This is a genomic window from Veillonella montpellierensis DSM 17217 (assembly GCF_000426745.1).
Classification (GTDB): domain Bacteria; phylum Bacillota; class Negativicutes; order Veillonellales; family Veillonellaceae; genus Veillonella; species Veillonella montpellierensis.
This window is the reverse complement of sequence record NZ_AUFY01000003.1, coordinates 42,507-67,209: the sequence shown is the minus strand read 5'-3', so window position 1 is coordinate 67,209 and position 24,703 is coordinate 42,507. Positions and strand designations below refer to the sequence as shown.

The 24,703-nt window shown below is 34.6% G+C and carries 26 protein-coding genes, 1 tRNA gene and 1 riboswitch; of the genes, 21 read left to right on the top strand and 6 right to left on the bottom strand.

The window, feature by feature from the left end:
- Positions 1 to 16 precede the first annotated feature (16 nt).
- Positions 17 to 694, top strand: coding sequence for a deoxyribose-phosphate aldolase (gene deoC, locus K357_RS0101955; protein ID WP_028257215.1), 678 nt, complete (start codon positions 17 to 19; stop codon positions 692 to 694).
- A gap of 197 nt (positions 695 to 891) precedes the next feature.
- Here the strand turns inward: deoC and K357_RS0101950 are convergent, their stop codons facing one another.
- The 4 genes from K357_RS0101950 to K357_RS0101935 form a co-directional block, all read right to left on the bottom strand.
- Complete coding sequence (locus K357_RS0101950; protein WP_028257214.1) at positions 892 to 1,710, bottom strand: MetQ/NlpA family ABC transporter substrate-binding protein; 819 nt, start codon at positions 1,708 to 1,710, stop codon at positions 892 to 894.
- A 155-nt stretch (positions 1,711 to 1,865) separates the two neighbouring features.
- The gene (locus K357_RS0101945) at positions 1,866 to 2,771 is read right to left on the bottom strand and encodes a prenyltransferase (RefSeq protein WP_028257213.1); all 906 of its coding nucleotides are present in this window, start codon (positions 2,769 to 2,771) and stop codon (positions 1,866 to 1,868) included.
- Positions 2,772 to 2,846: 75 nt separating this feature from the next.
- Positions 2,847 to 3,767: a DMT family transporter gene (locus K357_RS08550; protein ID WP_051211985.1), complete on the bottom strand. Its 921-nt coding sequence runs from the start codon at positions 3,765 to 3,767 to the stop codon at positions 2,847 to 2,849.
- 143 nt (positions 3,768 to 3,910) lie between these two features.
- Entirely contained in the window at positions 3,911 to 4,414 is a 504-nt protein-coding gene (locus K357_RS0101935; RefSeq protein WP_028257212.1) for a methylated-DNA--[protein]-cysteine S-methyltransferase, read from the bottom strand.
- A 486-nt stretch (positions 4,415 to 4,900) separates the two neighbouring features.
- On the opposite strand from K357_RS0101935, the gene K357_RS0101930 reads away from it, so the two are divergent.
- On the top strand, positions 4,901 to 5,269 hold the full coding sequence (locus K357_RS0101930; protein WP_028257211.1) for a Rid family detoxifying hydrolase: 369 nt from the start codon (positions 4,901 to 4,903) through the stop codon (positions 5,267 to 5,269).
- A gap of 481 nt (positions 5,270 to 5,750) precedes the next feature.
- Here K357_RS0101930 and K357_RS0101925 read toward each other — a convergent pair.
- Both K357_RS0101925 and tadA read right to left on the bottom strand, forming a co-directional pair.
- Positions 5,751 to 5,841 (bottom strand) — tRNA-Ser (locus K357_RS0101925).
- Complete coding sequence (gene tadA / locus K357_RS09465) at positions 5,795 to 6,274, bottom strand: tRNA adenosine(34) deaminase TadA (protein WP_425314968.1); 480 nt, start codon at positions 6,272 to 6,274, stop codon at positions 5,795 to 5,797. The genes K357_RS0101925 and tadA overlap by 47 nt, the downstream gene beginning before the upstream one ends.
- Positions 6,275 to 6,669: 395 nt before the next feature.
- On the opposite strand from tadA, the gene K357_RS0101920 reads away from it, so the two are divergent.
- The 19 genes from K357_RS0101920 (at position 6,670) to K357_RS0101830 (ending at position 24,700) form a co-directional block, all read left to right on the top strand.
- Positions 6,670 to 7,311 carry a trimeric intracellular cation channel family protein gene (locus tag K357_RS0101920; protein WP_331279499.1) on the top strand — a complete coding sequence of 214 codons (642 nt, stop codon included), beginning with the start codon at positions 6,670 to 6,672 and terminating at the stop codon, positions 7,309 to 7,311.
- A 103-nt stretch (positions 7,312 to 7,414) separates the two neighbouring features.
- On the top strand, positions 7,415 to 9,103 hold the full coding sequence (locus tag K357_RS08545; RefSeq protein ID WP_081658374.1) for a DUF4127 family protein: 1,689 nt from the start codon (positions 7,415 to 7,417) through the stop codon (positions 9,101 to 9,103).
- Between the two features lie 33 nt (positions 9,104 to 9,136).
- Positions 9,137 to 10,243, top strand: coding sequence for an acyltransferase (locus tag K357_RS0101910; RefSeq protein ID WP_028257209.1), 1,107 nt, complete (start codon positions 9,137 to 9,139; stop codon positions 10,241 to 10,243).
- Between the two features lie 85 nt (positions 10,244 to 10,328).
- On the top strand, positions 10,329 to 11,186 hold the full coding sequence (dat, locus tag K357_RS0101905; RefSeq protein ID WP_028257208.1) for a D-amino-acid transaminase: 858 nt from the start codon (positions 10,329 to 10,331) through the stop codon (positions 11,184 to 11,186).
- 4 nt (positions 11,187 to 11,190) lie between these two features.
- The gene (locus tag K357_RS0101900) at positions 11,191 to 11,691 is read left to right on the top strand and encodes a hypothetical protein (RefSeq protein WP_028257207.1); all 501 of its coding nucleotides are present in this window, start codon (positions 11,191 to 11,193) and stop codon (positions 11,689 to 11,691) included.
- 256 nt (positions 11,692 to 11,947) lie between these two features.
- Positions 11,948 to 12,046, top strand: a riboswitch (SAM riboswitch).
- A gap of 52 nt (positions 12,047 to 12,098) precedes the next feature.
- The gene (locus K357_RS0101895; RefSeq protein WP_028257206.1) at positions 12,099 to 13,145 is read left to right on the top strand and encodes a methionine ABC transporter ATP-binding protein; all 1,047 of its coding nucleotides are present in this window, start codon (positions 12,099 to 12,101) and stop codon (positions 13,143 to 13,145) included.
- Positions 13,126 to 13,779 carry a methionine ABC transporter permease gene (locus tag K357_RS0101890; RefSeq protein ID WP_028257205.1) on the top strand — a complete coding sequence of 218 codons (654 nt, stop codon included), beginning with the start codon at positions 13,126 to 13,128 and terminating at the stop codon, positions 13,777 to 13,779. The genes K357_RS0101895 and K357_RS0101890 overlap by 20 nt, the downstream gene beginning before the upstream one ends.
- A 175-nt stretch (positions 13,780 to 13,954) precedes the next feature.
- Positions 13,955 to 14,773 carry a MetQ/NlpA family ABC transporter substrate-binding protein gene (locus K357_RS0101885; protein WP_028257204.1) on the top strand — a complete coding sequence of 273 codons (819 nt, stop codon included), beginning with the start codon at positions 13,955 to 13,957 and terminating at the stop codon, positions 14,771 to 14,773.
- A 294-nt stretch (positions 14,774 to 15,067) separates the two neighbouring features.
- On the top strand, positions 15,068 to 15,373 hold the full coding sequence (locus tag K357_RS0101880) for a YerC/YecD family TrpR-related protein (RefSeq protein ID WP_028257203.1): 306 nt from the start codon (positions 15,068 to 15,070) through the stop codon (positions 15,371 to 15,373).
- A gap of 135 nt (positions 15,374 to 15,508) precedes the next feature.
- Positions 15,509 to 16,294, top strand: a complete 786-nt coding sequence (locus tag K357_RS0101875) for a TSUP family transporter (protein WP_028257202.1) — start codon at positions 15,509 to 15,511, stop codon at positions 16,292 to 16,294.
- Between the two features lie 175 nt (positions 16,295 to 16,469).
- Positions 16,470 to 17,237: an SDR family NAD(P)-dependent oxidoreductase gene (locus K357_RS0101870; protein WP_028257201.1), complete on the top strand. Its 768-nt coding sequence runs from the start codon at positions 16,470 to 16,472 to the stop codon at positions 17,235 to 17,237.
- A 217-nt stretch (positions 17,238 to 17,454) separates the two neighbouring features.
- Positions 17,455 to 18,300, top strand: coding sequence for a hypothetical protein (locus tag K357_RS08540; RefSeq protein WP_051211983.1), 846 nt, complete (start codon positions 17,455 to 17,457; stop codon positions 18,298 to 18,300).
- 134 nt (positions 18,301 to 18,434) lie between these two features.
- A complete protein-coding gene (locus K357_RS0101860) occupies positions 18,435 to 18,782 on the top strand; it encodes a YkvA family protein (RefSeq protein ID WP_028257200.1) in 348 nt (115 codons plus the stop codon).
- Positions 18,783 to 19,099: 317 nt separating this feature from the next.
- The gene (locus tag K357_RS0101855; RefSeq protein ID WP_051211980.1) at positions 19,100 to 19,525 is read left to right on the top strand and encodes a YbgC/FadM family acyl-CoA thioesterase; all 426 of its coding nucleotides are present in this window, start codon (positions 19,100 to 19,102) and stop codon (positions 19,523 to 19,525) included.
- Positions 19,526 to 19,527: 2 nt separating this feature from the next.
- A complete protein-coding gene (gene murI / locus K357_RS0101850; protein ID WP_028257198.1) occupies positions 19,528 to 20,337 on the top strand; it encodes a glutamate racemase in 810 nt (269 codons plus the stop codon).
- 14 nt (positions 20,338 to 20,351) lie between these two features.
- Positions 20,352 to 20,891, top strand: coding sequence for a hypothetical protein (locus K357_RS0101845; RefSeq protein WP_028257197.1), 540 nt, complete (start codon positions 20,352 to 20,354; stop codon positions 20,889 to 20,891).
- Between the two features lie 15 nt (positions 20,892 to 20,906).
- Complete coding sequence (locus K357_RS0101840) at positions 20,907 to 21,563, top strand: coenzyme F420-0:L-glutamate ligase (protein WP_028257196.1); 657 nt, start codon at positions 20,907 to 20,909, stop codon at positions 21,561 to 21,563.
- Positions 21,564 to 21,756: 193 nt separating this feature from the next.
- Positions 21,757 to 23,385: a hydantoinase/oxoprolinase family protein gene (locus K357_RS0101835; RefSeq protein ID WP_028257195.1), complete on the top strand. Its 1,629-nt coding sequence runs from the start codon at positions 21,757 to 21,759 to the stop codon at positions 23,383 to 23,385.
- Positions 23,378 to 24,700: a histone deacetylase family protein gene (locus K357_RS0101830; protein ID WP_028257194.1), complete on the top strand. Its 1,323-nt coding sequence runs from the start codon at positions 23,378 to 23,380 to the stop codon at positions 24,698 to 24,700. Before K357_RS0101835 ends, K357_RS0101830 begins: the two co-directional genes overlap by 8 nt.
- Positions 24,701 to 24,703: the final 3 nt, after the last annotated feature.

Below are 24,703 nucleotides of genomic sequence, written 5' to 3'. Positions count from 1 at the left end.
GGTAAGGAGGGTTATTATGTTAGGGCGTGAGATATTAAGTTATGTAGACCATACTATGTTGAAAGTGGATGCTTCATGGCAGGAAATTCAAACTGTATGCGAGGAAGCCATTGCTTATAATACAGCCTCTGTATGTATCCCTCCCGCGTATGTTAAACGAGTTAGTGAAGCTTATGACAAGTCATTAGTTATTGGTACAGTTGTTGGATTTCCGGCAGGCTATAATACAACTGCTATTAAAATGGCGGAAACGGAACAAGCTTTACATGATGGAGCTAAAGAGATTGATATGATGATTAACTTAGGTGCAGTTAAAAATTATGATTTTTTATCAATTGTTGATGAAATTAGATCCATAAAATCTATATGTGATAAGCATGTTTTAAAAGTAATCATAGAAACTTGTTATTTAACAGAAACAGAAAAAGTAGAAATGGCAAAAGCTGTTAGTGATGGTGGTGCTGATTATATTAAAACATCAACTGGATTTGGTGTGGCAGGAGCTACTTTAGCGGATGTTAGAACATTAAAACAATATATTGCGCCTAAAGTTAAAATAAAAGCTGCTGGAGGCATAACTGATATCGAAGATATGATTGCCTATTTAGAAGCTGGTTGCTCTCGCATAGGAAGTAGTCGCGCTGTATCGTTACTTAAGGATACATTAGATACAGAGTATAGGGTAGTACTATAAAGTGAATTTATTATATTTTCAAGAGATATAGTATATAATTAAAAAGGAGAAAGATTGTAGTAACAGTTGTTACAAATCTTTCTCCTTTTTTATGAAATTTTCTAATATTGTTGTATAGTAATAGATTGACAGGCGTCAGTATAATTACTGTGAACAATCTAGTATGAAAAGAAATGCTTTTTACCGATATTTGTCGATTAGAAAGCAGGAAGAATACTACCTTTATATTTATCTTCTATAAATTTTTTCATTTCCGCAGATTGTAATGCTTTCATTAATTTTTTGATTTCAGGACGGTTTTCTTCATCTTTGCGAATAGCTATAATATTGGCATATGGTGAATCTTTAGATTCAGTTAATAATGCATCTTTTAAAGGATTTAGATTAGCTTCTAACGCATAATTGGTATTAATAACTGCAATAGCTACATCATCAAGAGAACGAGGTAATTGAGGTGCTTCTAGTTCAATGATTTGAAGATGATGAGGGTTTGACTTTACATCAGCTACAGTAGCATGAATGTTATTATTATCATTTAACTCAATTAAACCGGCTTTTGCAAGTAGCAATAGTGCACGTCCACCATTTGTAGGATCATTAGGAATAGCAACCTTAGCACCATCTTGTATTTCAGCAATATCTTTTAGTGAGTGTGAATAAATAGCCATTGGTTCAATATGAACGGTGCCGGCACTAATTAATTCTAGTCCTCTGTCAGCGTTAAATTTATCTAGGTATGGTTGATGTTGAAAGAAGTTTGCATCAATTTCTTTATCATTCAATGCAAGATTAGGCTTTACATAATCTGTAAATTCTACAATTTTTAATTCAATTCCTTCTTTTTCTAATTCGGCTTTTGCTTCATTTAGAATTTCTGCATGTGGTACCGGTGAAGCACCAATAGTAAGCGTTGTTTTTCCAGTGTTGTTTTGCGATGTTGTAGAGCTACCACATCCACTAAATAGTAAAGTACTACCTAGAATAATAGTAGCTGTTAATGCTAAAAATTTGTTCATAATATTACTCCTAACTAATATATTGAGAATAGTGAATTAATTACTTACAAGTATACTAAATCGTATCAACTAGTGTAAATAGTTATTTCTTACTAGATTATATGGTAAATAAATAGCTATCTATAGATTGCATCTATAGATAGCTATTTATTATATTAAATTAGTTCACTAATTATTAGGGATAGAGATAATAAAAGATGATAGAGCATTGTTGCCTTAACAGTAAATGACATGGCTTTATCTAAATTTGCTGTATCACTATAGGTATTTAAAATATGTATGGATTTTAGAGCAGGAATGATTGATAATAAGGTGATTAATGATAAAATCGGTAACATATGTATATATACCCAAGCAATTATCCAAAAGCATACAAAGAAAAATATTATTTCCATTAAATTAATAGTCCGTTGGCGCCCTAATATAATGGGCAATGTTCGTCTTCCATGAGATTGATCATTATTGATATCTCGAATATTATTAGTTAACATAATCATAGCGACTAGAGCGGTTGATGGAATAGCTGGAATCAATAGAGCTAGAGATAGTTCATGTACCCAAGCATAACCAGTAATCATGACGATAGCAAATCCCATGGCTAAACCAGAGGCAATTTCACCAAAAGGCGTGCGTGAGATAGGAAATGGGCCACCAGAATAACAAAAGCTAATAAGAATACAAAAAATACCTGCAGGTATGTACCAAAAGGTAATAGTCATGGCTAAGTATAGACCAATGAGAAAGGCTATGCCACTAAATACTTTTATATAATTCAAAATAGTTCGTGGATTGATAGAACCACTTACAATTGAACCTGCATTACCAATTGTTTGTCCATAATCTAAGCCAGATTTAAAGTCACAATATTCATTCCACATATTCGCCACAATTTGTGCCAATAGGACAACAAGTAAGATTAAAAATGTTTGACCAATAGACAGAAAGAGGGGCTGAATTGGAAGAAACGTATAATAGCTAAATGTAGCACCTAATAATAAAGGCGCAAAAGCAGCTATTAATGTGCGTGGGCGAAATAAAGCGATAAGATGAGTGAACGTCATAGTATTCTCCTTATAGTAGTGTAGTAAAATTGAATGTATTATGTAACTGTTGCATTATAGATGTAATGCATTTTATTAGTATTCGGATTGATTATTTGTTACTGTATGAGTTAATTTTTTATGTACTAATGGTGAAATTGAATAAGGTGAAGGAAGTTGGGCCAGTATAATACCGATACTTAATAGTATTACACCATACAATTCTTGCATCGATAGACTTTCATGTAAGTATAAATATCCTGATATGATGGCAAATACCATTTCTCCACTCATAATAAGTGAGGCTTCTGTAGGCGGTACTTGTTGTTGCCCAAGTAACTGGCCTGTAAATCCAATACCTACAGATAATATACCACCCCATAAGATGGGGATACAAGCATTTAAAATTTGTTCATAAGCAAGAGGAGTTAGCAATTCTCCTAGGAGAAGAGAAAAAAGACCACAACTCATGAATTGTACAAATGCTAAAGGAAATGGTTTAAACTCTTGTGTAAATTTATTAAGCAATAGAATATGTGCGACCCAAAATAATGTACTAATTAACAATACTATATCACCAATAGCTATATACGTATCACCTTGCCAAGTTAATAGAGTAGCGCCAATAAGGGCTACCATAACACCACATAGGCTAGTTAACTTTAATCGTTGTCCGAATAGAAGGCCTGCAATTGGTACTAATACAATATATAAAGAGGTTAAAAAGGCAGCTTTTCCGGCAGTGGTAAAAGCAAGTGCATATTGTTGTAAGGTAGCACCAGCGAATAACATAAAGCCACAAAGACTACCGGCTAGTAGTAGAGAACAACTGGGCTTATGTTGTGGAGGTTTGCTCTTGAATTTATAGATTAGCGGTAGAATTGTAATAGCGCCTAGTAAGAAACGAATACCATTGTAGCCTAACGGGCTAATACTGTCAGCAATCATTCGTTGAGCAATAAATGTAGACCCCCATATAAAGGCCGTTAATAAAAGAATACATCGTGATAGAAACATTATAACTCCTTAGTGTGTATAAAGATTAGAAAGTATCAAGTTAATACTTGTAATGGTACACTTTATATCGATATAACTACTATTATACTACTAATACTATGTGTGTCATTAGTAGCGACATAATAATATATAGAAAATGTAATCTATAGAGTAATGCCTTCTAAGTGTAATAAGGTTAGTTTAGCATCAACTCCACCGTTATACCCTAGAAGACGTCCTTGACAACCGATGACACGATGACAAGGAATAATAATTGGTATGGGGTTATGTCCTACAGCGCGGCCAATAGCTTGTGGTGACATACGTGATTTTTTTAGTAATATGGCTACTTTTTTTGCCACTGTGCCATAAGTAGTTGTCGTTCCATAAGGAATCGTTAATAATTCTTGCCAAACGGTCTTTTGAAAACTATTGCCTATAGGTGCAATAGGTGGTAGAAATGAGGGTGCTCTGCTTTGTAGATATATAGATAGCCAGTTACAAGTTTCTAGTAAAGCTGTGTTTTCATGCACTTTATGTATCGTACAAATGGGATCATTCGTTAGATATGTTTGTGTAGGTAAAGTAAGACTTACAAGATTTGTTTCAGTGGCATATAAATTTATCGTAGTAAATATAGGCGTTTTATATTGATAGTGATAAATCATAATGGGCTCCGGAAAATTCTTGTTTATTTATAGTAGTAATATAGTAATTATAGCAAGTAGTATTGAAGAAAAGCATGTATAGTATTAGATACTCTTTATTTAGATTTTTGATAGATATGGATGATACCAATAATATATGCTAATGTATTTACATAGAAGTGTGTGATTGTTACTTGATATAAAAATTGATAATTCATAGGTAGAGAACATTTTACTTATATGTATCTAGTCTAGAAAGATATATATTTTTCAGTATATTGTATCGATTATAGATATAATGATACAGTGATTTTAGAAATATAATAGATGGTGAGTAAAAGAAAGAAGATATTATAAATACGATTATATAGAAAATGTAGAAGTAATATAGCAACTTTTAAAGTATTATAGTACTATTATAATGATTAATCTACCTAGATAGTGAATTGAATATTAATAGGAATGGTGATTAATAAAGCGTTGTAGTAGTATATGGAGGAATGAGTAATGAAAACAATTCATACAAATCAAGCACCAAAGGCATTAGGACCTTATTCTCAAGCTAAAATTAGTGGTAATTTAATATATATATCTGGTCAGATCGGGATTGATCCTAGTACTAATAGGCCTCAAGAAGGAATAAGAGCACAGGTAGAACAGATATGTAAAAATATTGAGGCTATATTACATGAAGCAGGTTCTGATTATTCTAAAGTGATTAAAACAACATGCTTATTGGCGAATATAGAAGATTTTGGAGAATTTAATGACATATATAGTAACTATTTTATAAGTAAACCAGCACGTAGCTGTTTTGCTGTTAAAGATATTCCAGCAGGTATGCTAGCTGAAGTAGAGGTAATTGCGGAAATTTAAGATTGATTAGGTATATGTTTAGTAGGAATATATCATAGCGTGATATAACATACTAGTATGTTATGTAAAAAGATATAGTGGATTATTGATAGTTCACTATGTCTTTTATTTGTATGGAAATAGATATAGTAATATAGAATGTAAATTTTAGCAGTGTAAACTATAGAATTATGTATACAATAAAGAGTACTATCTATATCTTTACCTGATATAGTTATATTATAGATGCCTATAGTAGGGAATATATAATTATTTATTTGAGTGTATTGATATGAAGCATCATTGATGCCTGTATACATAGGATAGTTTCTTACACGGATTTATTCTACATAACATATATACTCTGATTTCTTTTCATGAATATAAAGTATATGCGATTACTAAAAAGAAAACTGCTTACTATACGTCTGAATATAGTAAACAGTTCACAGAAGATAAGTGGTTAACACTATATATTAAAGATGTTGTTATTGAAAGTTATTGGCAGAGGAGAGAGGATTTGAACCTCCGCGCCGGTTACCCGACCTACCGCATTTCGAGTGCGGACCCTTCAGCCACTTGGGTACTCCTCCGCGATTTGCGTCGTTCTTTAAAAAATCGTTTCATGATTTGGCTACACTCATCAGCTAAAATACCACTGACTATTTCTGGTTCGTGGTTTAAGCCAGGATGAGTGAGTATATTAAATAAAGACTCGACTGCACCACCCTTGTAGTCACTGCTGCCATAGATAACTCGTGACATACGACTATTTACGATAGCACCAGCACACATGGGGCACGGTTCTATGGTAACATATAGGCTACAACCGGTCAACCTCCACCTATTTAATTTTTTACAGGCCTCTTGAATTGCTAATATTTCAGCATGAGCTGTCGCATCATGGTCTAGTTCACGACGATTATGCTGCGCAGAAATCACTTGACCGTTATAGATGATGACGGCACCAATTGGCACTTCATCTAGTGCATAAGCTTGATGAGCCTTTTCTAGGGCTAATTGCATATAAATTTCATCTTCACTCATATGATTCCTTTCTATGTATATGTTTATAGTATAATCATTGTAACATATATTTACTATATTAATATATTTACGATATAGTGTACAATAAGTATCAGGAGATTTCTTTCGGTACATATACGAATCTATAGTTGACATGTATAAAAACAGATGTGAAATAATAATTGGTATATAGAGGATGTATGATAGATTTATAGTAAGAAGGTATTCTTACTATAGGTGTATATGACATATAATTAGTACAATTGTCGGAGCATATTTTTAAAATTAACGTTATATGATGGATAGAGTATACTTTAATCTCATAGTTAATCATACGTAGTTGTTTATAAATGAAAGGAGACTATGATAATGAGTAATGCATTATCATATATGTAATGATGGAATATTTATGGTATGTATTTGAAATTATTGGAACCATTGCGTTTGCTATCTCTGGTGCATTAGTAGGTGTTGCTAGAAGAATGGATATTTTTGGCATGACTGTTCTTGCATTAGCAACAGCTATTGGTGGTGGTATTATTCGGGATATATTGGTGGGACGAATTCCGCCTAATTCATTGACATCAGGATTATACGTGGGCATCACTATTGTGGTGACGCTTCTTATATTTCTAATATATAGAAGAGATTATAGAAAAATGTTAACAGTGCCTTTAATGGGGAAGTGGAGTCGTATTCTGTATTTGATAGCTGATGCGTTAGGACTCGCTTCTTTTACAGTTACTGGCGCATCTGTAGGATATATTTTGTTTCCTCATATGGCTACTCTTATCGTTATTTTAGGAGTTGTTACGGCTGTGGGAGGTGGTATCATTCGTGATGTATTAGCCAAGCGCATTCCATCAGTCCTAAAAGAAGAAGTATATGCGTTGCCTTCTATAATTGGAGGTATCATATATTATGTGATGTCTATTTATGACATGGAAATCATGAAAGCTTATATTTCCTTTATGGTTGTATTTATTATACGAATGTTAGCCGTTTATTTTCATTGGGAATTACCAAAGGTTTCCTAAAAGAAGCGTATATGCTATGAGTTTAAAAAAATGATATAATGAAAAAATATATAGTACTTATGAACCGATAAAATCATTCATGTATTTATGAGGAGCTGTGATTATGAATAAAAAAGTATATCTAGCAATTATGGTAACTATTGTATCGTTGGTATGGGGCCATGCCACAAAAGTTGAGGCAGAAACTATTTTATATGTACCTCAAGACGATAGACCAGTAAGCCTAAAGTATACTGTAGAAACGGCAGAGGGAGCTGGATATGATGTAATAACACCACCAATGTATTTGATTTCTGGGAAAAATTATAAAGGACAAGCAGATAAAATATGGGATTGGGTGGAAGAGAATGCTCATCGTGCAGATGTTATGGTATTGAGTACGGATACGTTGATTTATGGAGGATTAGTAGATTCACGGAAGCATAATTTACCTTTATCTACATTAACAAAACGAGTTAATAGAATTGAATCTTTAAAAAAGGAATATCCGAAAATACCTTTTTATGGTTTTGGAACGGTAATGCGATCGCCACGGGCTAGTGGAGGTGGAGTTGAACCAGCTTATTATGGTGATTATGGACCTGCAATTTTTAGGATTGCTGCACTACAAGATAAAATGGATGATAGCCGATTAAGTGATGATGAAATGGCAGAACTTATGAATTTGCAAACTTATGTGCCTATAGAGTATTTGCAGGATTGGTTTAATCGTCGTGCAGAGAATATGAAAGTCAATAAATCACTTATTGATTTAACGCGCAACCATACATTTACCTATTTTGCACTAGGCCATGATGATACAAGTTCATTATCACAATCAGCATTAGAAGGTAGATATTTAGCGGCATACAGTAAGAATATTTCAAGTAGTGAATATGGTAGCTTCCCAGGAGCAGATCAACTTGGATTATTACTCATAGCACGAGCTAGAGTTGATAAACTACAATTACATCCAACATTCGAAGTTATCTATCCATTGGGTGGTGCTGGAGATACAATACCACACTACGAAGATCAGACTGTAGCCAAAACTATTGCAGAACACGTAACTGCTGTCGGTGGTACGATGATTACTACTGGTAAACCAGATGTATTATTAGCAGTTAATACGCCACTAACTAAAAGCACTGGTGAGTCAGAGGCATTTGAAAATTTCCCTATGATCTCTAAAAGCACGAATTCCTTTTTAGATCACATCGAAACAGCCATTCATAATGGAGTTCAGACGAATATTATTGATATTGCATATTCTAATGGTTCTGATAATACGCTAGTGTTCGGATTGTATCAGCGAGATTTATTATATCGAGTGGAATCGTATAATGGATGGAATACGGCTAGTAATTCGATAGGCTATGCTATTGCTCAAAGCATTTTGGCAACAGCTATGCCTGTTCATAATCATAATAAAATGTTGACACAACAGTATTTAGATAATTGGGCATATCAGGCTAATATCCGTAAGGATGTGTATCGTATGCAAGATACAATCCGGTTAGATAATGTGAGATATACAGGTGAGTTGAATAGTAAATTAGAAAACTATATGAATGAACGGGTTCAAGATTTTGCTGAAAAATATTTATCCCTCGATCCACGTACAGTATCTGCTAGATTCCCTTGGGGACGATTGTTTGAAACAGAAATTTCTGTATATGATGAACCAATAGCACCTTTACAAAGAGATATACGAAAGCAATCTGAAGCCGCAGTGGCGACTCGTGGTGCATCAAGCGTTGATGAAAATGGATTAGGACATGTTACATCCACAACAGAAACAAGTACTAACTAACACTATTTTATACATTGGTAGGAGGTGGGTATATTGCGTAAACCATTTTTACCAGAGATTACCTATATGAGAGGCTTGTGCATGTTAGGCGTTATCGCTATTCATGTAGGTTCTATGGCATTAACAAATCCTCTAGCAAATATACAATTGATTGGTTTGTTAGAAATTTTATCGCGCTTTTCTGTACCAGCATTCTTCTTTTTATCTGCTTTTGGGCTATTTTATCATACATCAATTTATGATTCATTTTCGTATAAAGACTTTTTAAAGCGTAGAATACAAGTCGTTTTATGGCCCTATATAATTTGGTCCGTATTATATATGATTCATACAGCAATTACGTTACAGGATTTTTCAATCTTTCATCCTATTGTATTGATAAAATCACTAATTTTTGGCACCGGGTATTATCATTTATATTTTATGGTTATTTTATTATGGTTTTATCTTTTAATGCCTCTTTGGCGGTGGCTTGTACGATTGATCGAGCCACATCCAGTACTATGGCTTGCTGTATTGTTACTTATCCAAATTGGTATTGATTATTGGTCATCTTATGTAGCAGGCAGAGTATTATCTTTTGCCAATCCATATATTCAATATGCCTTTGATATGCGGTTAAATTATTGTGTAATTTTTTATGTATGGATATTCTTATTAGGTGCTATGATGGCAGAACGATATGAACAAATTATGGAGATTCTTTGGCGATATCGAATACTCCTAGCCATAGGATTTATTGTATCAGTCACATGTATGCTGGGAGCCTATTATTATGTGATGTACGTATGGAAGTACACACTTTTAGAAAGCGTATATACGGTTCATCAATTAAGCCCTATGGGGGTAGTATATACTGGCGTGGGGACAATCTTCTTTTTATTTTTATTTTATGCATCTCCTATGAACGATGGGTCGCGAATGTTTTGGGAGCAAATTGGTAAATGCTCTTATGGTATTTACTTAGTTCACCCATTTATGTTATTGATACTGTCTAATATGATGGTATACCTACAATTACAATACACTGTAATACATGTTTTATCCATTTATATGTGTGCTGTTAGTATGTCATATATCACAGCATTAGCATTACAAGTACTACCAAACCCTGTGAGAAAATATGTATTAGGAAATTAATGTCAACATATGCTGTTATACACCATAGTTTTGAATTATGTTGTGGTATAATGAAAGTATAAAATTTCATGAAAGAGGTGTAGTAATGAAAGAGTTAACTTATTTTAATGGCGAATTTATTGAGCCAGGTGCGAAAGTTGTTAGTGTAGATGATAGAGGATATTGCTTTGGCGATGGTGTTTATGAAGTTTGTCGTGTTGTAAATGGTAGATGTTTTGCTCTATCATACCATCAAGACCGGTTATATCGTTCTATGAGAGAAATGGATATTCCCGTTAGAATGACACCTGATGATTTAACAGAATTACATGAAATAATGATTGAACAAAGCGATATTACGGAAGGATATATTTATCTGCAAATTACTCGTGGTGTTGCACCTCGTCATCATGCCTATGACAGATCCAAGCTAGAACCACAGATGTTGATGTATATTCGACCACTCGATTTAGATACTATTGCCGCATATGGCAAAGGCGTGAAAGCAATTACATTGCCAGATGAACGATGGCTACATTGTTCAATTAAGTCCTTGAATTTAGTGCCTAATATCTTAGCACAAACGAAGGCAGAAAAAAAAACGGCATATTCGGCTATTCTGTTCCGTGATAATATTTGTACAGAAGGTGCTTGTTCTAATGTATTCGCTGTAAAAGATGGTATTTTATACACATATCCAGCGAATGATCTTATTTTAAAAGGAATTACGCGACAAATGATTGCCACACGTGTTGCACCTAGTTGTGGGGTGACTCTAATCGAGAAAGAATGCGATCGTGAATTTATAGAACAAGCTGATGAACTATTCTTTACGGATACAATTGGAGGCGTTATTCCTATTGTCAAGCTTGATCGTATGCAAGCAGGGGATGGAAAACCAGGTCCTGTTACTATGCGTTTACGTGAAAGTTTAGAAAAAGTTATGTTGGAAGGATTGCCATAAGACTATGAAAATTCGTGATTTAACAGGAACGTCATTGCTACTGGCCATAACTCTTTTAAGTCAAAGCTTACGATTGTGGGTGCCGTTACCAATGATGACGAGTATGTTTATTATTGGTTCATTAGTGGGGACGTGTATGATACTTGCTACATGGAAGTATGGATTGTGGGCAGGCATCTCTATTGCTGTAGTAGCACCTGTAGTAGCGTTTTTACAAGGTATGCTAAAGTTAATCCCTTTACTACCTGTAGTAGCCTTGGGTAGCATATTATTTTGTGTGACTGTTTACTATATGAGATATATGCCAGTCTTAGTTACTGCTATCGTAGCAGCATTAGTAAAGATGATTGTTTTGTATTTAGGCACATGCTTAATACTTTCTTTATTTCACATTCCTGATGCGATGCAGCCACTTATCTTATTCCCCATGAGTTGGCCTCAGATGGTGACAGGTATGATTGCAGTTGTATTAGCCAAATGTATAGAGCGGCGTCTTCATATATAAATATAGATATATATAATGCCATAGTTATATAACTCTTCCTATTATAGGCTTGGAGTAGTATATGACTATGGCATTTAATTATGTATAAGCTCGCTACTGGTCTCCCTATATCAATTCCTAGATATGAGAGATAGATAACGATATAGGTATAGACTATATCTAACCATACAAACTAACAATGGCATGAATGCTGAATTAAATTGACATGTCGCTTATAAGAATGCTATTATTTACACATTGATAGAATTATATAAAGATATCATCAAGAGCTGACAGAGGGACTGGCCCTATGAAGTCGCGGCAACCATCTAGCATAGAACGGTGCCAATTCCACGGAATATCCGAGAGATGAAGATTAATTACTCTTCATTTGAAGAGTTTTTTTAGTTATGAAGGAGGGTGTAGATATGATTGAATTGCAACATATTAGTAAAATCTATGATGGTGCAGTTAGAGTAGAAGCACTTAAAGATATTAACCTTTCTGTTAAAGAAGGTGAAATTTATGGTGTTATTGGTCAATCAGGTGCAGGGAAATCTACATTGATTCGCTGCATCAATATGTTGGAAACACCAACATCAGGATCAGTTATTGTTGATGGCGTAGATTTAACAAAATTAAGTGAAAAGGATCTACGTGAACAGCGGAAACATATTGGAATGATTTTTCAACACTTTAACTTATTATCATCACGTACAGTGTATGATAATGTAGGGTTCCCTTTAGAATTACAAGGGCTTAGTAAAAGTGAAATCCGTGAAAGAATTCTTCCGATTCTTGATATTGTTAAATTGAGTGATCGGTTGGATAATTATCCATCCCAATTGTCTGGCGGGCAAAAACAACGTGTAGGTATTGCAAGAGCATTGGCTAGTGGACCTAAAGTGTTACTGTGCGACGAAGCAACATCTGCGCTTGATCCGCAAACGACACAATCAATTTTGAAATTATTAAAAGATATTAACGAGAAATTAAAACTTACTATTGTATTAATTACGCATGAAATGCAAGTAATTCGTGAAATATGTGATAGAGTAGCAGTCATTGAAGGGGGCACCATTTTAGAAGAAGGTTCTAGTATTGATGTATTCACTAATCCTCAAGAGCGCACTACACAAGAATTTATTGGTTCTGCGGTAAATGATAATTTACCACCAGAAGCATTAGCTCATTTAGATCTACACGATACATGGCAGGATGGGACAGCACCATTAGTAAAATTAAAGTTTACAGGAGATCAAGTCGATGAGCCGTTAGTGGCATCGTTGGTGAGAAAATTTGACTTGGATGTAAGTATTTTATTTGGTGGCGTTGATTATATTCAAGATAAAAGTTTCGGACGCTTGATTTTAATCTTAAATGGAGATCCTAATGATGCTAAACGCGCATTAGCATATATTGAGGAGTTACCAATAGGAAGTGAGGTGTTGGGATATGTCAGAGCAAATAATTAAGTTGATGATACAAGGCTTAGGAGAAACCTTACAAATGACTATTATCTCTACTGTTATTGCCATGTTAATAGGCATACCTTTGGGTGTTATACTAGTCATTACTTCAAAAAATCATATTTGTGAAAATATAGGTATTAATAAAATATTGGGCATTATCATAAATGCAACTCGTTCCATTCCATTTATTATTTTGATGGTAGCTATTATTCCTTTTACACGTTTAGTGGCCGGTACATCAATTGGGACAACTGCAGCTTGTGTTCCATTAACATTAGCAGCAATTCCTTTTTTAGCTAGATTAGTTGAAACATCTATTAAAGATATTCAGTTCGGCGTCATTGAAGCGGCGCAATCTATGGGAGCCTCTCCACTTCAAATTGTATGGAAAGTTTTATTGCCAGAAGCATTGCCGACTATTATTGATAATATTACTGTATTAATTGTTAATTTAATCAGTTATTCTGCTATGGCTGGTGCTATTGGCGGCGGTGGATTAGGTGATATTGCTATACGATATGGATATCAACGTTTCCAAGGGGATGTTATGCTAGCAACCATTATTATTTTAGTTATCTTAGTTCAAGTTATTCAAATGATTGGCGATGGTCTTTCGAAAAAAATGAATAAAAAATAAATAGAATTCAGCTGAATGGGGACGGCTTACTATTATGAGTGATATTACTTATGATACTAATAGATAGCAAGGTATTATATACGTTTTATCGTTGTCGTATGAAGTATCAATGAATGAAGAAAGTTATATCATAATTTATATATAATTGAGAATATATAGAAAGAGAGTATGAGATATGAGAAAATTAACAGTTATTTTTATGATAATTCTAGCATTTGCAGTTGTGCTAGGTGGTTGTAGTAGTGATCGTACTAGCACTTCATCTACAGAAGTTAAAAAAGAAATTACTGTAGGTGTTACTGCTGGACCACATGCACAAATTATGGATTTTGTTGCTAAAGAAGCGGAGAAACAGGGCTTAAAAGTAAATGTTGTTGAATTCAATGATTACATTCAACCTAATTTGGCCTTAGAAAACAAGGAAATCGATATTAATTCCTATCAACATGAACCATTTTTAAATAATATGGTAAATGATAAAGGATTACATTTAGTTAATGTAGGAAAAACAATTTTATTACCAATGGGATTATATTCGCATACATATAAAAATTTATCAGACCTTAGAACTGGTGCTACAGTAGCTATTCCGAATGATCCTACTAATGGTGGTCGGGCTTTATTATTATTGCAACAAGCTGGTTTAATTGCTTTAAAAGATGGTGGTTCTCCAACTTCATCAGTAGTGGATATTGTAGAAAATCCTAAAAATTTAAAAATTCAAGAATTAGAAGCAGCACAAATTCCTCGTTCTTTAGATGATGTAGATGTGGCAGCAGTTAATACTAACTATGCATTAAATGCAGGATTAAATCCATTAAAAGATGCAGTGTTGGTAGAAAGTAAAGATTCACCATATACTAACATATTTGCTGTTCGTGAAGAAAATAAAGATGATGCAACAGTAAAAAAATTAATTTCTATTTATCAGTCAGAACTAGTTAAACAATTTGTAGCAGAAACATTTAAAGGGTCGATTATTACTGGCTTTTAATAGAAGAAGATAGTATTAAATCAAAGATATTACTGGTTAACTTTTTTTAGACGAATTGATAGTACTATATAGCAACTATTACTAGACATAGGTTTAGTAATAGTTGTTTTTTATTAGAAGAAACGACAATTTGATTTTTATATATATTAATCATATTACTGTGTTAATGATAGTCATGTAGTGAAACTAGAAAATTAATGATAAGATGAAGTTATTATAATAGTGTATGAGAAAGTATTTATTATTTTCTAGACCTGTACTATAATGAATTTAGTCTGGTAAAGGAGAATCGTCATGAGTATAAATGAAAAATTAAAAAATTCTATGAATGACCAATTATTTAAAGCAATCCTGAGTCTTACTACGTTAGAAGAATGCTATGCTTTTTTTGAAGATATTTGTACTGTGAATGAATTAAAATCTTTGTCACAACGGTTGCATGTGGCGCATATGCTACAAGCTGGTGAAAGTTATGATAAAATTGTAGAACAGACAGGTGCTAGTACTGCTACAATTAGTCGTGTAAAAAGATCTTTACTATATGGGGCAGATGGATATCAATTGGTATTAGATAGAATAGAGGAGAAAAGCATACGTTGAAATTGCCAACTATGTGACAAGTAGAAGCGACTCAATCGAATCAATGAAAATATAACATTAGCCGTCTTTCTAGTGTAAGATATGTAATTGAGTTAGTAGTTGATAAAGTAAAAATTAAGTATGAAGGAATGATTGATGGAATTATTAGGAATGATAGATATACCATATATGACAGTCTTACTGTTATTTGGAGTGGGCATTTTTGCAGGCTTTGTAGACTCCATAGTTGGCGGAGGTGGACTGATTTCTGTGCCAGCTATGTTATTGACCGGAGTTTCTCCCAGCGTCGCTTTAGGTAGTAATAAATTAGGTAGTATTTTTGGAGCTGCTTCAGCATCTATAGCATTTTTAAGGAATAAGATGGTAGACTATCATTTAATTAAACGATTATTACCATTTACTTTTATAGGCTCTATGATAGGCACACTATTAGTGATCTCCATTCCTCCATTATATGTAAAGCCGATTCTTATTATTTTATTGGTAGTAGTTATGATGTTTGTCATAACTAATAAGCACTGGGGTACTACTAGTACGTATCACGAGGCAAAAGGTTTAATTCTATATCTTTGTATGGCAATTGCTTTTCTAATAGGCATGTACGATGGATTTATAGGCCCCGGTACAGGTACATTCTTAATTATGGGATTCATTTGTATAGGATTTGATTTTTTACATGCAGCAGGTAATGCTAAAGTATTAAATTTTTTTAGTAATTTAGCATCATTGGTAGTTTTTATTTCCTTAGGATATGTAAATTTCTTATTCGGATTATCTGTAGCACTAGGTCAAATCATTGGTGCTACATTAGGAGCACGATTGGCCATTGCAAAAGGCTCTTCATTGGTGCGAACCGTATTTATTTTGACAACTACTTGTATGCTAGTTAAATTAATATATGATTATTTTGTTAGTTTATAGTCCTAAGGATATATAGTATAGTAGTTTTTATCGATCAGTACGACGATAGAACAATGAGATATATGATTGCTGCTTTCAGTATAGTGATTTATTCATTATACTGCGGATTTTAATAGTTTTGTAAAAATAAGTAATAGACTAGACTATAGAGTAGCGAATATAAAGAGGTGAATCTATGGCTCAAACAAGTGATAATCAAGTTGTATTGATTAGTGGAGGTACCCAAGGAATTGGTTTTGCGACAGCAGAACTGTTATTAAAAGCTGGTTGGTGCGTTGTTATTAACGGACGTAATGAAAAAGAAGGACAAAAATCATTAGTTAAATTACGACGATATTCCTCGAAGGTAAAGTTTGCGCAAGGCGATGTAAGCAATATAGCGGATTGCCAGAGAATTGTACAAGAGACTGTAGATTATTTCGGTGGTATTGGTGCATTAGTGACAGCAGCAGGCGTTTATGATGAAATGTTGTTGGATGATGTAACAGAAAGTTCATTCGATAGTATGTTCGGAACGAATGTAAAAGGAACCATATTCTTATGTCAAGCCGTATTACCATATATTCGTAGCGCTAAGGGGAGTATTGTTACCATCTCTAGTGACGCAGGACTACAAGGTAATGTAGCTTGTTCCATTTATGGAGCTTCAAAAGGGGCCATTGTAAGTTTTACTAAATCCTTATCGTTAGAATTAGCACCGCATGGAGTAAGAGTTAACTGTGTTTGCCCAGGTGATGTAGATACGCAATTAGTGGCTAAACAACTTGCTAATAGCAATCAGAATATTGATGCCGCAAGAGAAGAAATGGCTATGCATTATCCCTTAGGTAGAATCGGTAAGCCCCATGAAATTGGGGAAGTTATTGCATTTTTATTAAGTGATAAGTCTTCTTTTGTGACTGGTGCAGCATGGACAATAGATGGTGGATTAACTAGTTGGTAATCGAGTTGTCTATTGTATATGAAACTTATAGAGTATATTCTTAAATTTTCATTATCACTTAGCAGTAATTGTGATAAAATAGAAATATAATAATTTTTACATAGAAATTAATATGTAAGAGGAATTTAGAGGTATCATGTCGAATTATTAAAGAGGAGAAGTCTTCTGATAGCACAACATATGATTTTTTAAGTCAAAATTAAAGGAGAGCGTGTCGATGGAAGAGAATAAAAATGTAACACTCACAACATTTATGGAAAGTGGTAGTGAAGATAAAGAATATAGAGCAGAAAAAATTATATTTTGGGCAGCTGGTCGAGCAGGTATATTTGCCATGTCTCCAGCGTTTAGTGTGCCTGCATTAATAGGCAATAATACATATATGATTACATCATTGGCTAGAGTATATAATGTGAACTTAAAAAAAGGTGCTATCTCTGGATTGGTTGCTGGCTTAGGCGTAGCTTGTGCAGGTTCATTGGTGAGTTTAGCGTTGCCATTTAAAGTGTGTCGTATGCCAGTAGCGGTTGGATTGACATATGCTTTAGGGAAAGTAGCGCATATTTGGATTAAGGATGGCATGCCTAATGATGTGGAACGATACATCCCTATGCTAAAGAATTGGATTAGCGAAGGTAAGGCTATGTGCTATGATATTGTAAATGATATAAAAAATAGCATGTCACCAGAGACGATGGAAAAAGTAGTTTCTTTTGGCAGTCAAGCCGTATCAGCTGTAGCGGGAATAGCAACTACTGTTGATGAGTTAAATACACCAGAATTCCAAAAATCTCTAAAAGATACTGCTGAGTCAGTGCGATTTAAAACACATGATGCAGTAGCTCATACAATTAATGGACTAGCAACAGCGGTTAGTAAGGGACCTAAAGCTGCATTAGAAGGTTCTGCTGTGAGCGAAACAGTATCAGCTGTAAAAAAACAAGTGATGAGTACTGATATTGGAAATACTCTTAATGAAGTGGCCGAATCAGCACGTTATAAGGTACATGATACAGCTGCTGATGTTGTGGAAAAAGTAACACGGCCTTTTAAAGATAAGTAGTATATACTACGTAAAGTAGATGAAGATAACGTATATTTTCTATAGTATGATGGAATAGGCTTAGGATAGATAGATTCTTTTCTTATTTAATAAGTATAGATATGTATGTTATATGAGAAAGTGAAGTATTGTTGATGAATCCAATAAAGATTATTAAATATGGCAAATATTTTTCTAATGCAAAATTTATTCATTTTGTATCAAATATGGGGAAAAATTTAGCTTTTATTAGGAAAGCATTGGTCTTGTATTATTGTATTCGAGATGAAGAGACACCTAAATATGTAAAAGCTGTATTGGCTGGTGCATTAGGATATTTGATTCTTCCTTCCGATATGATACCAGATGCACTTGTAGGTGTTGGTTGGCTTGATGACTTAGCGGTAATTTCATTAGCTTTTAAGGTGGCTGGTAAATATATAAAACCAGTTCATAGAGAAAAAGCTGAAAAACGAATACCTTTTGGGGAAAATGATGATTAATATGAGATCTAGTAATACAGCATACCCCGTTAACTGTTGTTGATATGATGAGTTATAATAATATAGTGATGCACATAAGGGGTGTATATATAGTATTTACTCGGTTTGTAGTGCTATTATATACGCCTATTATGTGCATTGTTTTATATGAAGTAATAGACTTTATATAGTAGAAATTGGCTATGGTACATACTACTCTTGTTGAATAGATTAGAAACTAATGGATATGTATAGGTAGTACTTTATATTAGTAGTGTTATTTGACATTCTAGAAGTAATAGGTCTACAATAAGTCATACAGTATTAAATAAAGGACGATGCACATGTTAAATATACCAATTAGAGTTCAATTTTATGAAACGGATATGATGGAAATAGCCCATCATACAAATCATTTACGCTGGTTTGAAATGGCTCGCATAGAGTTTTTTCGCAATGCTGGAATCGAATTGTGGGATATGATGAATAAGGATATTGTATTTCCTATACTATCAATTAACTGTCATTATAAAGAGGCAGCTAAGTTTGATGATCAATTGATAATAGAAACACGGTTAATAAAGATGACAAAGGCACAAATGGTATTCACCTATCGAATTATTCGCGAGAAAGATGGCAGGGTATTAGCTGTAGGGGAAACTCAAAACGCGTTTTCATCAAAGTCTAGTGGTAAAATTATTCGATTACCAGATATATTTTATAAGCCATTAGTTAAATTAGTTGAATGTGAGACAGGTATATAGATATGATGATAGATGACAGAACCAAGTGGCCTATTGGTGTATTTGACTCAGGGATAGGTGGTCTTTCTGTATTAAAAGTTTTGAAAGAGGCATTTCCCAATGAAAATTTTATATATATAGGTGATAACCTTAATAACCCTGTGGGGAATCGGCCTTATCAGGAAATAACAAGTTTAGCTTGTCATATTGGTTCATTTTTAGCAACCGTTCCCGTAAAGATGATGGTTGTAGCGTGTAATACATTTACAGTGGTTGCCTTAGATGATTTGCGAGCTAAATTTTCGTGCCCCATTGTTGGTGTGTGTCAAGGTGTGAAGACAGCCATACAAAAGACAAAGACAAATATTATAGGCATTATGGCGACTGCGGCTACAGTTCAAACACATATTCATAAACATGTAGCCTTAGAAATTGAACCTCAATTATCGGTTTGGGAGCAGCCATGCCCTGATTTAGCTCATATTATTGAAAAAGGGCATTTGTCAGATGCTGTTGTAGAAACGGTGGCTAAGAAATATATTGCTCCTATTATAGAAAAACAAATAGATGTAGTAGTATTGGGATGTACACACTATCCATTTATTACAACTTTACTAGAAAAAATAACAGATGGACAAGTGCTTTTTATTGATCCTTCCTATGAAACTGCGGACCTAGTAGGACGGGTATTAAGTGATAATCAGTTGATTAATAGGCAAGCAGTAAAAGGGACTATTCATATTTACTTTACAAAAGATGTAGAATTAGCATCTGAATTAGCGAGTGAATTTATTGATCCTGCAGAATTTTCAGTAGAAAAAATAACCTTATAAAGGAGTGGAACGTTATGTTATTATATACTATATTAAATATAGTAGTTGCTGTTATTTTAATTATAGCCATATTATATGTGGCATTTCGTTTTTATTGTGTGCAACAAGGAAATGAACGTATCACGATGTTGGTAAAACGGCGTTCTCCATTTGTTGTAGAAGATATTAGTTTTGATAAAGTTGTCTTAGTTTGTGATATTCCATTTGTTAATAAAGGAAAACAAAATGGTACTATAATGGATTTGTATCCGCGCCATTTATTACCACAAGAACAATTCGATAATGTACATATTGAATCTTGGACAACAGATGCAAATCATGAACGACATGATGGATATTGGGAAGCGACTATCATTGAACCAAGACAAGGTGGTATGGTTAGATTGCGATTAATAATTACCGGCATTCATGGAAATATAAAGAAGGATTTAATAGGATTTCCAGATATGAATATCGATATCGTATACCAAGTAGTTGGCCGTAGTGACTGGCATATTGCTAAAAATCGTTTAGTGTTAACATCTGAAGAATTACAGGACGCATTACACCAATAAAGGAGGAACGTAATAATGACAGAGTTGAAATTACTTCCAGTGCCTACGCGCATTCTTACTGAAAAAGATGATATTATAGAGGCGATTGTCCAGTTTGGAGGCGATCAAATTGGACCAGAAGATATTGTTTGTGTGGCTGAATCAGTGGTTGCCATTACACAAGGTCGTATGACACGACCAGAAGAACTAACACCTTCTTGGCAAGCTAGGTTATTATGTCGATTTATACCAGCAGACGGCTCTATGAGTTCTGTATATGGTATGCAGGCTGCTATGGAATTAGAAGGAAAATGGAAAACAATGTTTGCTTTTTTGGCAGGAGCAGTTGCTAAATTATTTAAAAAAAATGGCGTATTTTATCAATTGGCTCGTCAAGCTTCATTGACCGATGATGTGACAGGTACTATGCCTCCATTTGATAAGCACATTGTATATGGTCCTAAGAATCCGAATGCAGTTGCTGAAAAAATTGTACAACGTACAGGGTGCTATGGAGCAGTTGTGGCAGATGTAAATGATTTAAAACGTTCTGCTGTATTAGGTGCTAGCCGTGGCATGAATCCAAATAAAATAGCTAAAATTCTAATCGACAATCCATTTGGCAATGATAGTCAAATGACTCCAATTGTTATTATAAAAAATTATGCTTCTGTATCGCGAAGCAGTAGATGATAGAGTGATTTGTTACCATAATGCGTCTTGTGAAGCATCTTCATAAGGCGCATTATTTGTGCATAGATTTTGTGATTATTTGCATAGATACTATGTATCATATATACTTTTAGGTGTTTTATGATGCATCTATTGTAGTATATATGTCTTACATGATAGTTTTGAAATGGTTATCTAAATGGGAGATGAATATATGTTATTAGGAATTGATATAGGCGGTACATTTACTGATGCTGTACTGATAGATTCAGGACATATTGTAGCTACATCAAAGTGTAGAACTACCCATGATAATATTATGCAGGGGTTGTTGTCTGCTTTGGATACTGTCTTAAAAGATATACGGGCTGTGGACATTGATAGAATTACATTGTCGACCACAGTGATTACCAATACAGTGATTCAGAAACAAGAAGAGCCTGTTGATTTGTATATTATAGCTGGACCTGGTATGAATGTATCCGACACATTACCTACGAAGCCTATTTTGGTGTCTGGATATACGAATCATCGAGGTATTGTAGTTGAACCACACGGATTAGTTGTTAGCGCCGCCTCACATAGGGTAGCCGCAGTATCTGGAAAGTTTTCTGTAAGGAATCCATCTGAAGAAAAAGCGTTAGCTAGTGAAATGATGCATAACTATCAATACATATCAGAAGGATCTAAGTTAAGTGGAACCTTAAACTTTCCTAGAAGGACAGTGAGTGCTTATTTTAATAGTGCTGTTTACGTTACATTTAAAAATTTTAAGGAAACTGTTATACAGGCTTTGAGAAAGCGAGGATTATTAGCGCCAGTATATATTTTGAAAGCCGATGGTGGGTCATTACCTATCGATACGATGATAGAACGCCCTGTAGAAACTGTATTTACAGGACCTGCTGCGAGTATTTTGGGATTAATGGCTCTCGATAATATGGGAACTAAGATGACAGTGGCCCTTGATATAGGTGGAACGACCACTGATATATCCTTATGGCGAGAAGGCAGACCACTCATGAGAAAACATGGTGTTACTATTCGAGAATACCCTAGTGCGGTACGCGGATTCTCTGTGCAATCTGTGGGGATTGGAGGAGAATCGGCTGTATCAATTCATGATGGAAAGGTACGTGTAGGACCTTTCCGCCAAGGACCTTCAGTGGCATTAGGAGGCACTATCCCCACATTGGGAGATGCGCTTATTGTATTAGGAAAAGCCAATTATGGTGATGAGAAAGCAGCTAGAGCGGCCATAGAAACATTGGGACATCAATTAGGCTTTGATGAGCAAACCATGGCAGAAAAAATTGTAACAAAAGCAGTTACAGTTATAGAAGATGCTATTCATTCTGTGGTAGAAGAAGAAAATAAGCGACCTATTTATGTTGTCAGTGATATTGTTAATCCAGATCGATTTATACCAGAACAACTCACAGTGGTAGGGGGAACGGCACAATCATTGGGTAGATTTATAAGTGAATCCATGAAATTGCCTTTACATATACCACAATCTGCTGCTGTAGCTAATGCGGTTGGCGCCGCTGTATCAAGAAGTTTTGTTGAATTAACAGTACACCTTGATACTAAAAAGAAAACCTTGGTGGTGCCAGAATTAGGTATTGTTGAGAATAATGTAACGATGAATACCAATGATGAAGTGATAAAAAGGGCATTTTTTTATTTACAACAAGAGGCGGAACGATTACAGTTAGACGAAAACTCTCCCGGTGAAATTGTCAGCGTTGAGGATTTTCCTATCATAGATGATTGGCACTCAATGAACCGACTAATTACTGTAAAAGTTCAATTACAATCGGGGGTATGTATGCATGTATAAATCAGAATTAGGCCTTATATTTTTTCCAGCTTTTGATTGGAAAATATCGTCCACACATCCAGAACGACAAGAACGATTATTGTATACGCGTAATCAAATTGAAGAAGAAGGTTTACTAGATCACCCAGCCATTCGTGAATATAATCCTATTGTTGCTAGTTATGATAGCATTGAACAAGTTCATGTAGGTGTACCTAGTTTAGAAGATTGGGTAACACCAGCCCATCAAATATCTGCTGGTGGAGCCATAGTAGCCGCTGATAGTGTTCTTTCAAAAGACGTGCGTAGGGCATTTGCTTTGGTACGACCACCAGGACATCATGCGATGAGTATCGTTCATGGTATACGTGGGTTTTGTACTATTAATTCGGAAGCGATTATGGTCCAACATATTAGAAAGGTATATGGCATTCAAAAAATTGCTATTGTCGATACAGATGTACATCATGGAGATGGAACTCAGGACATTTTTTATCATGATCCTGATACACTATATATATCATTTCATCAAGATGGAAGAACGTTATATCCAGGTACAGGCTTTATGAATGAGTTCGGAGGACCTCAAGCAATTGGCGCTACTGTTAATATTCCATTGCCCCCAGGCACTGGCGATGAGGGACTAAAAAAAGTGATGACAGAGCTTGTGTTACCGATGATTCATGATTTTGGAGCGGAAATTATCATTAATTCTGCAGGGCAAGATAATCACTTTAGTGATCCTCTTGCTAATATGAATGTAACGGCTAAAGGTTATGCGGAGCTGGTTGATATACTAGATGCAGATATTGCAGTATTAGAAGGAGGCTACTCAGTACAGGATGCATTACCTTATATTAATACCGCTATTATATTATCTATGGCAGGACTTGATTATAGTAAAGTTATTGAACCAGCTTTTGATAAAGACCTATATGGGCAAAGTGCGGATGTTACTCGCTATATTGATATGTTGATAGATAAATGGAAATTACAATGGGATGATCGCCATAATTTACAAAAAAATGTTAGTGTCGATACAGGGGATTATTGGAAAAATACGAGAGAGATCTATTATGATGAATCTGGCATTAGGGAAACGCGGAGTGAAGTAGTTCGTATGTATCATAATAGCATGGGATGGCATAGTATTATGAGTACTGGCCGAGGAGGGCCATATGGACATCAATCAGTATATGCGATGTTTATTCCTTGGCAAGCGAACAAAAAATGTAGAGATGATGCGTATGATGTGATACTGAAAGAAAAACAATATGGTAATGCACAGCGATATGTGATTGTTGATCCCATGGGCGTAGGGCAAGAAGAAATTTAATTA

What these genes read in the sequence shown, in the direction of transcription:
- K357_RS0101830 (WP_028257194.1), top strand. Translation starts at nt 23,378, where the DNA reads ATGTATAAATCAGAATTAGGCCTTATATTTTTTCCAGCTTTTGATTGG.
- dat (WP_028257208.1), top strand. Translation starts at nt 10,329, where the DNA reads ATGAAAGAGTTAACTTATTTTAATGGCGAATTTATTGAGCCAGGTGCG.
- K357_RS0101935 (WP_028257212.1), bottom strand. Translation starts at nt 4,414, where the DNA reads ATGATTTATCACTATCAATATAAAACGCCTATATTTACTACGATAAAT.
- tadA (WP_425314968.1), bottom strand. Translation starts at nt 6,274, where the DNA reads ATGCAATTAGCCCTAGAAAAGGCTCATCAAGCTTATGCACTAGATGAA.
- K357_RS0101835 (WP_028257195.1), top strand. Translation starts at nt 21,757, where the DNA reads ATGTTATTAGGAATTGATATAGGCGGTACATTTACTGATGCTGTACTG.
- K357_RS0101920 (WP_331279499.1), top strand. Translation starts at nt 6,670, where the DNA reads ATGATGGAATATTTATGGTATGTATTTGAAATTATTGGAACCATTGCG.
- K357_RS08545 (WP_081658374.1), top strand. Translation starts at nt 7,415, where the DNA reads ATGAATAAAAAAGTATATCTAGCAATTATGGTAACTATTGTATCGTTG.
- K357_RS0101885 (WP_028257204.1), top strand. Translation starts at nt 13,955, where the DNA reads ATGAGAAAATTAACAGTTATTTTTATGATAATTCTAGCATTTGCAGTT.
- K357_RS0101855 (WP_051211980.1), top strand. Translation starts at nt 19,100, where the DNA reads ATGCACATGTTAAATATACCAATTAGAGTTCAATTTTATGAAACGGAT.
- K357_RS0101840 (WP_028257196.1), top strand. Translation starts at nt 20,907, where the DNA reads ATGACAGAGTTGAAATTACTTCCAGTGCCTACGCGCATTCTTACTGAA.
- K357_RS0101875 (WP_028257202.1), top strand. Translation starts at nt 15,509, where the DNA reads ATGGAATTATTAGGAATGATAGATATACCATATATGACAGTCTTACTG.
- K357_RS0101860 (WP_028257200.1), top strand. Translation starts at nt 18,435, where the DNA reads ATGAATCCAATAAAGATTATTAAATATGGCAAATATTTTTCTAATGCA.
- K357_RS0101870 (WP_028257201.1), top strand. Translation starts at nt 16,470, where the DNA reads ATGGCTCAAACAAGTGATAATCAAGTTGTATTGATTAGTGGAGGTACC.
- K357_RS08550 (WP_051211985.1), bottom strand. Translation starts at nt 3,767, where the DNA reads ATGTTTCTATCACGATGTATTCTTTTATTAACGGCCTTTATATGGGGG.
- K357_RS0101845 (WP_028257197.1), top strand. Translation starts at nt 20,352, where the DNA reads ATGTTATTATATACTATATTAAATATAGTAGTTGCTGTTATTTTAATT.
- K357_RS0101890 (WP_028257205.1), top strand. Translation starts at nt 13,126, where the DNA reads ATGTCAGAGCAAATAATTAAGTTGATGATACAAGGCTTAGGAGAAACC.
- K357_RS08540 (WP_051211983.1), top strand. Translation starts at nt 17,455, where the DNA reads ATGGAAGAGAATAAAAATGTAACACTCACAACATTTATGGAAAGTGGT.
- K357_RS0101950 (WP_028257214.1), bottom strand. Translation starts at nt 1,710, where the DNA reads ATGAACAAATTTTTAGCATTAACAGCTACTATTATTCTAGGTAGTACT.
- K357_RS0101930 (WP_028257211.1), top strand. Translation starts at nt 4,901, where the DNA reads ATGAAAACAATTCATACAAATCAAGCACCAAAGGCATTAGGACCTTAT.
- murI (WP_028257198.1), top strand. Translation starts at nt 19,528, where the DNA reads ATGATGATAGATGACAGAACCAAGTGGCCTATTGGTGTATTTGACTCA.
- K357_RS0101895 (WP_028257206.1), top strand. Translation starts at nt 12,099, where the DNA reads ATGATTGAATTGCAACATATTAGTAAAATCTATGATGGTGCAGTTAGA.
- K357_RS0101900 (WP_028257207.1), top strand. Translation starts at nt 11,191, where the DNA reads ATGAAAATTCGTGATTTAACAGGAACGTCATTGCTACTGGCCATAACT.
- deoC (WP_028257215.1), top strand. Translation starts at nt 17, where the DNA reads ATGTTAGGGCGTGAGATATTAAGTTATGTAGACCATACTATGTTGAAA.
- K357_RS0101880 (WP_028257203.1), top strand. Translation starts at nt 15,068, where the DNA reads ATGAGTATAAATGAAAAATTAAAAAATTCTATGAATGACCAATTATTT.
- K357_RS0101945 (WP_028257213.1), bottom strand. Translation starts at nt 2,771, where the DNA reads ATGACGTTCACTCATCTTATCGCTTTATTTCGCCCACGCACATTAATA.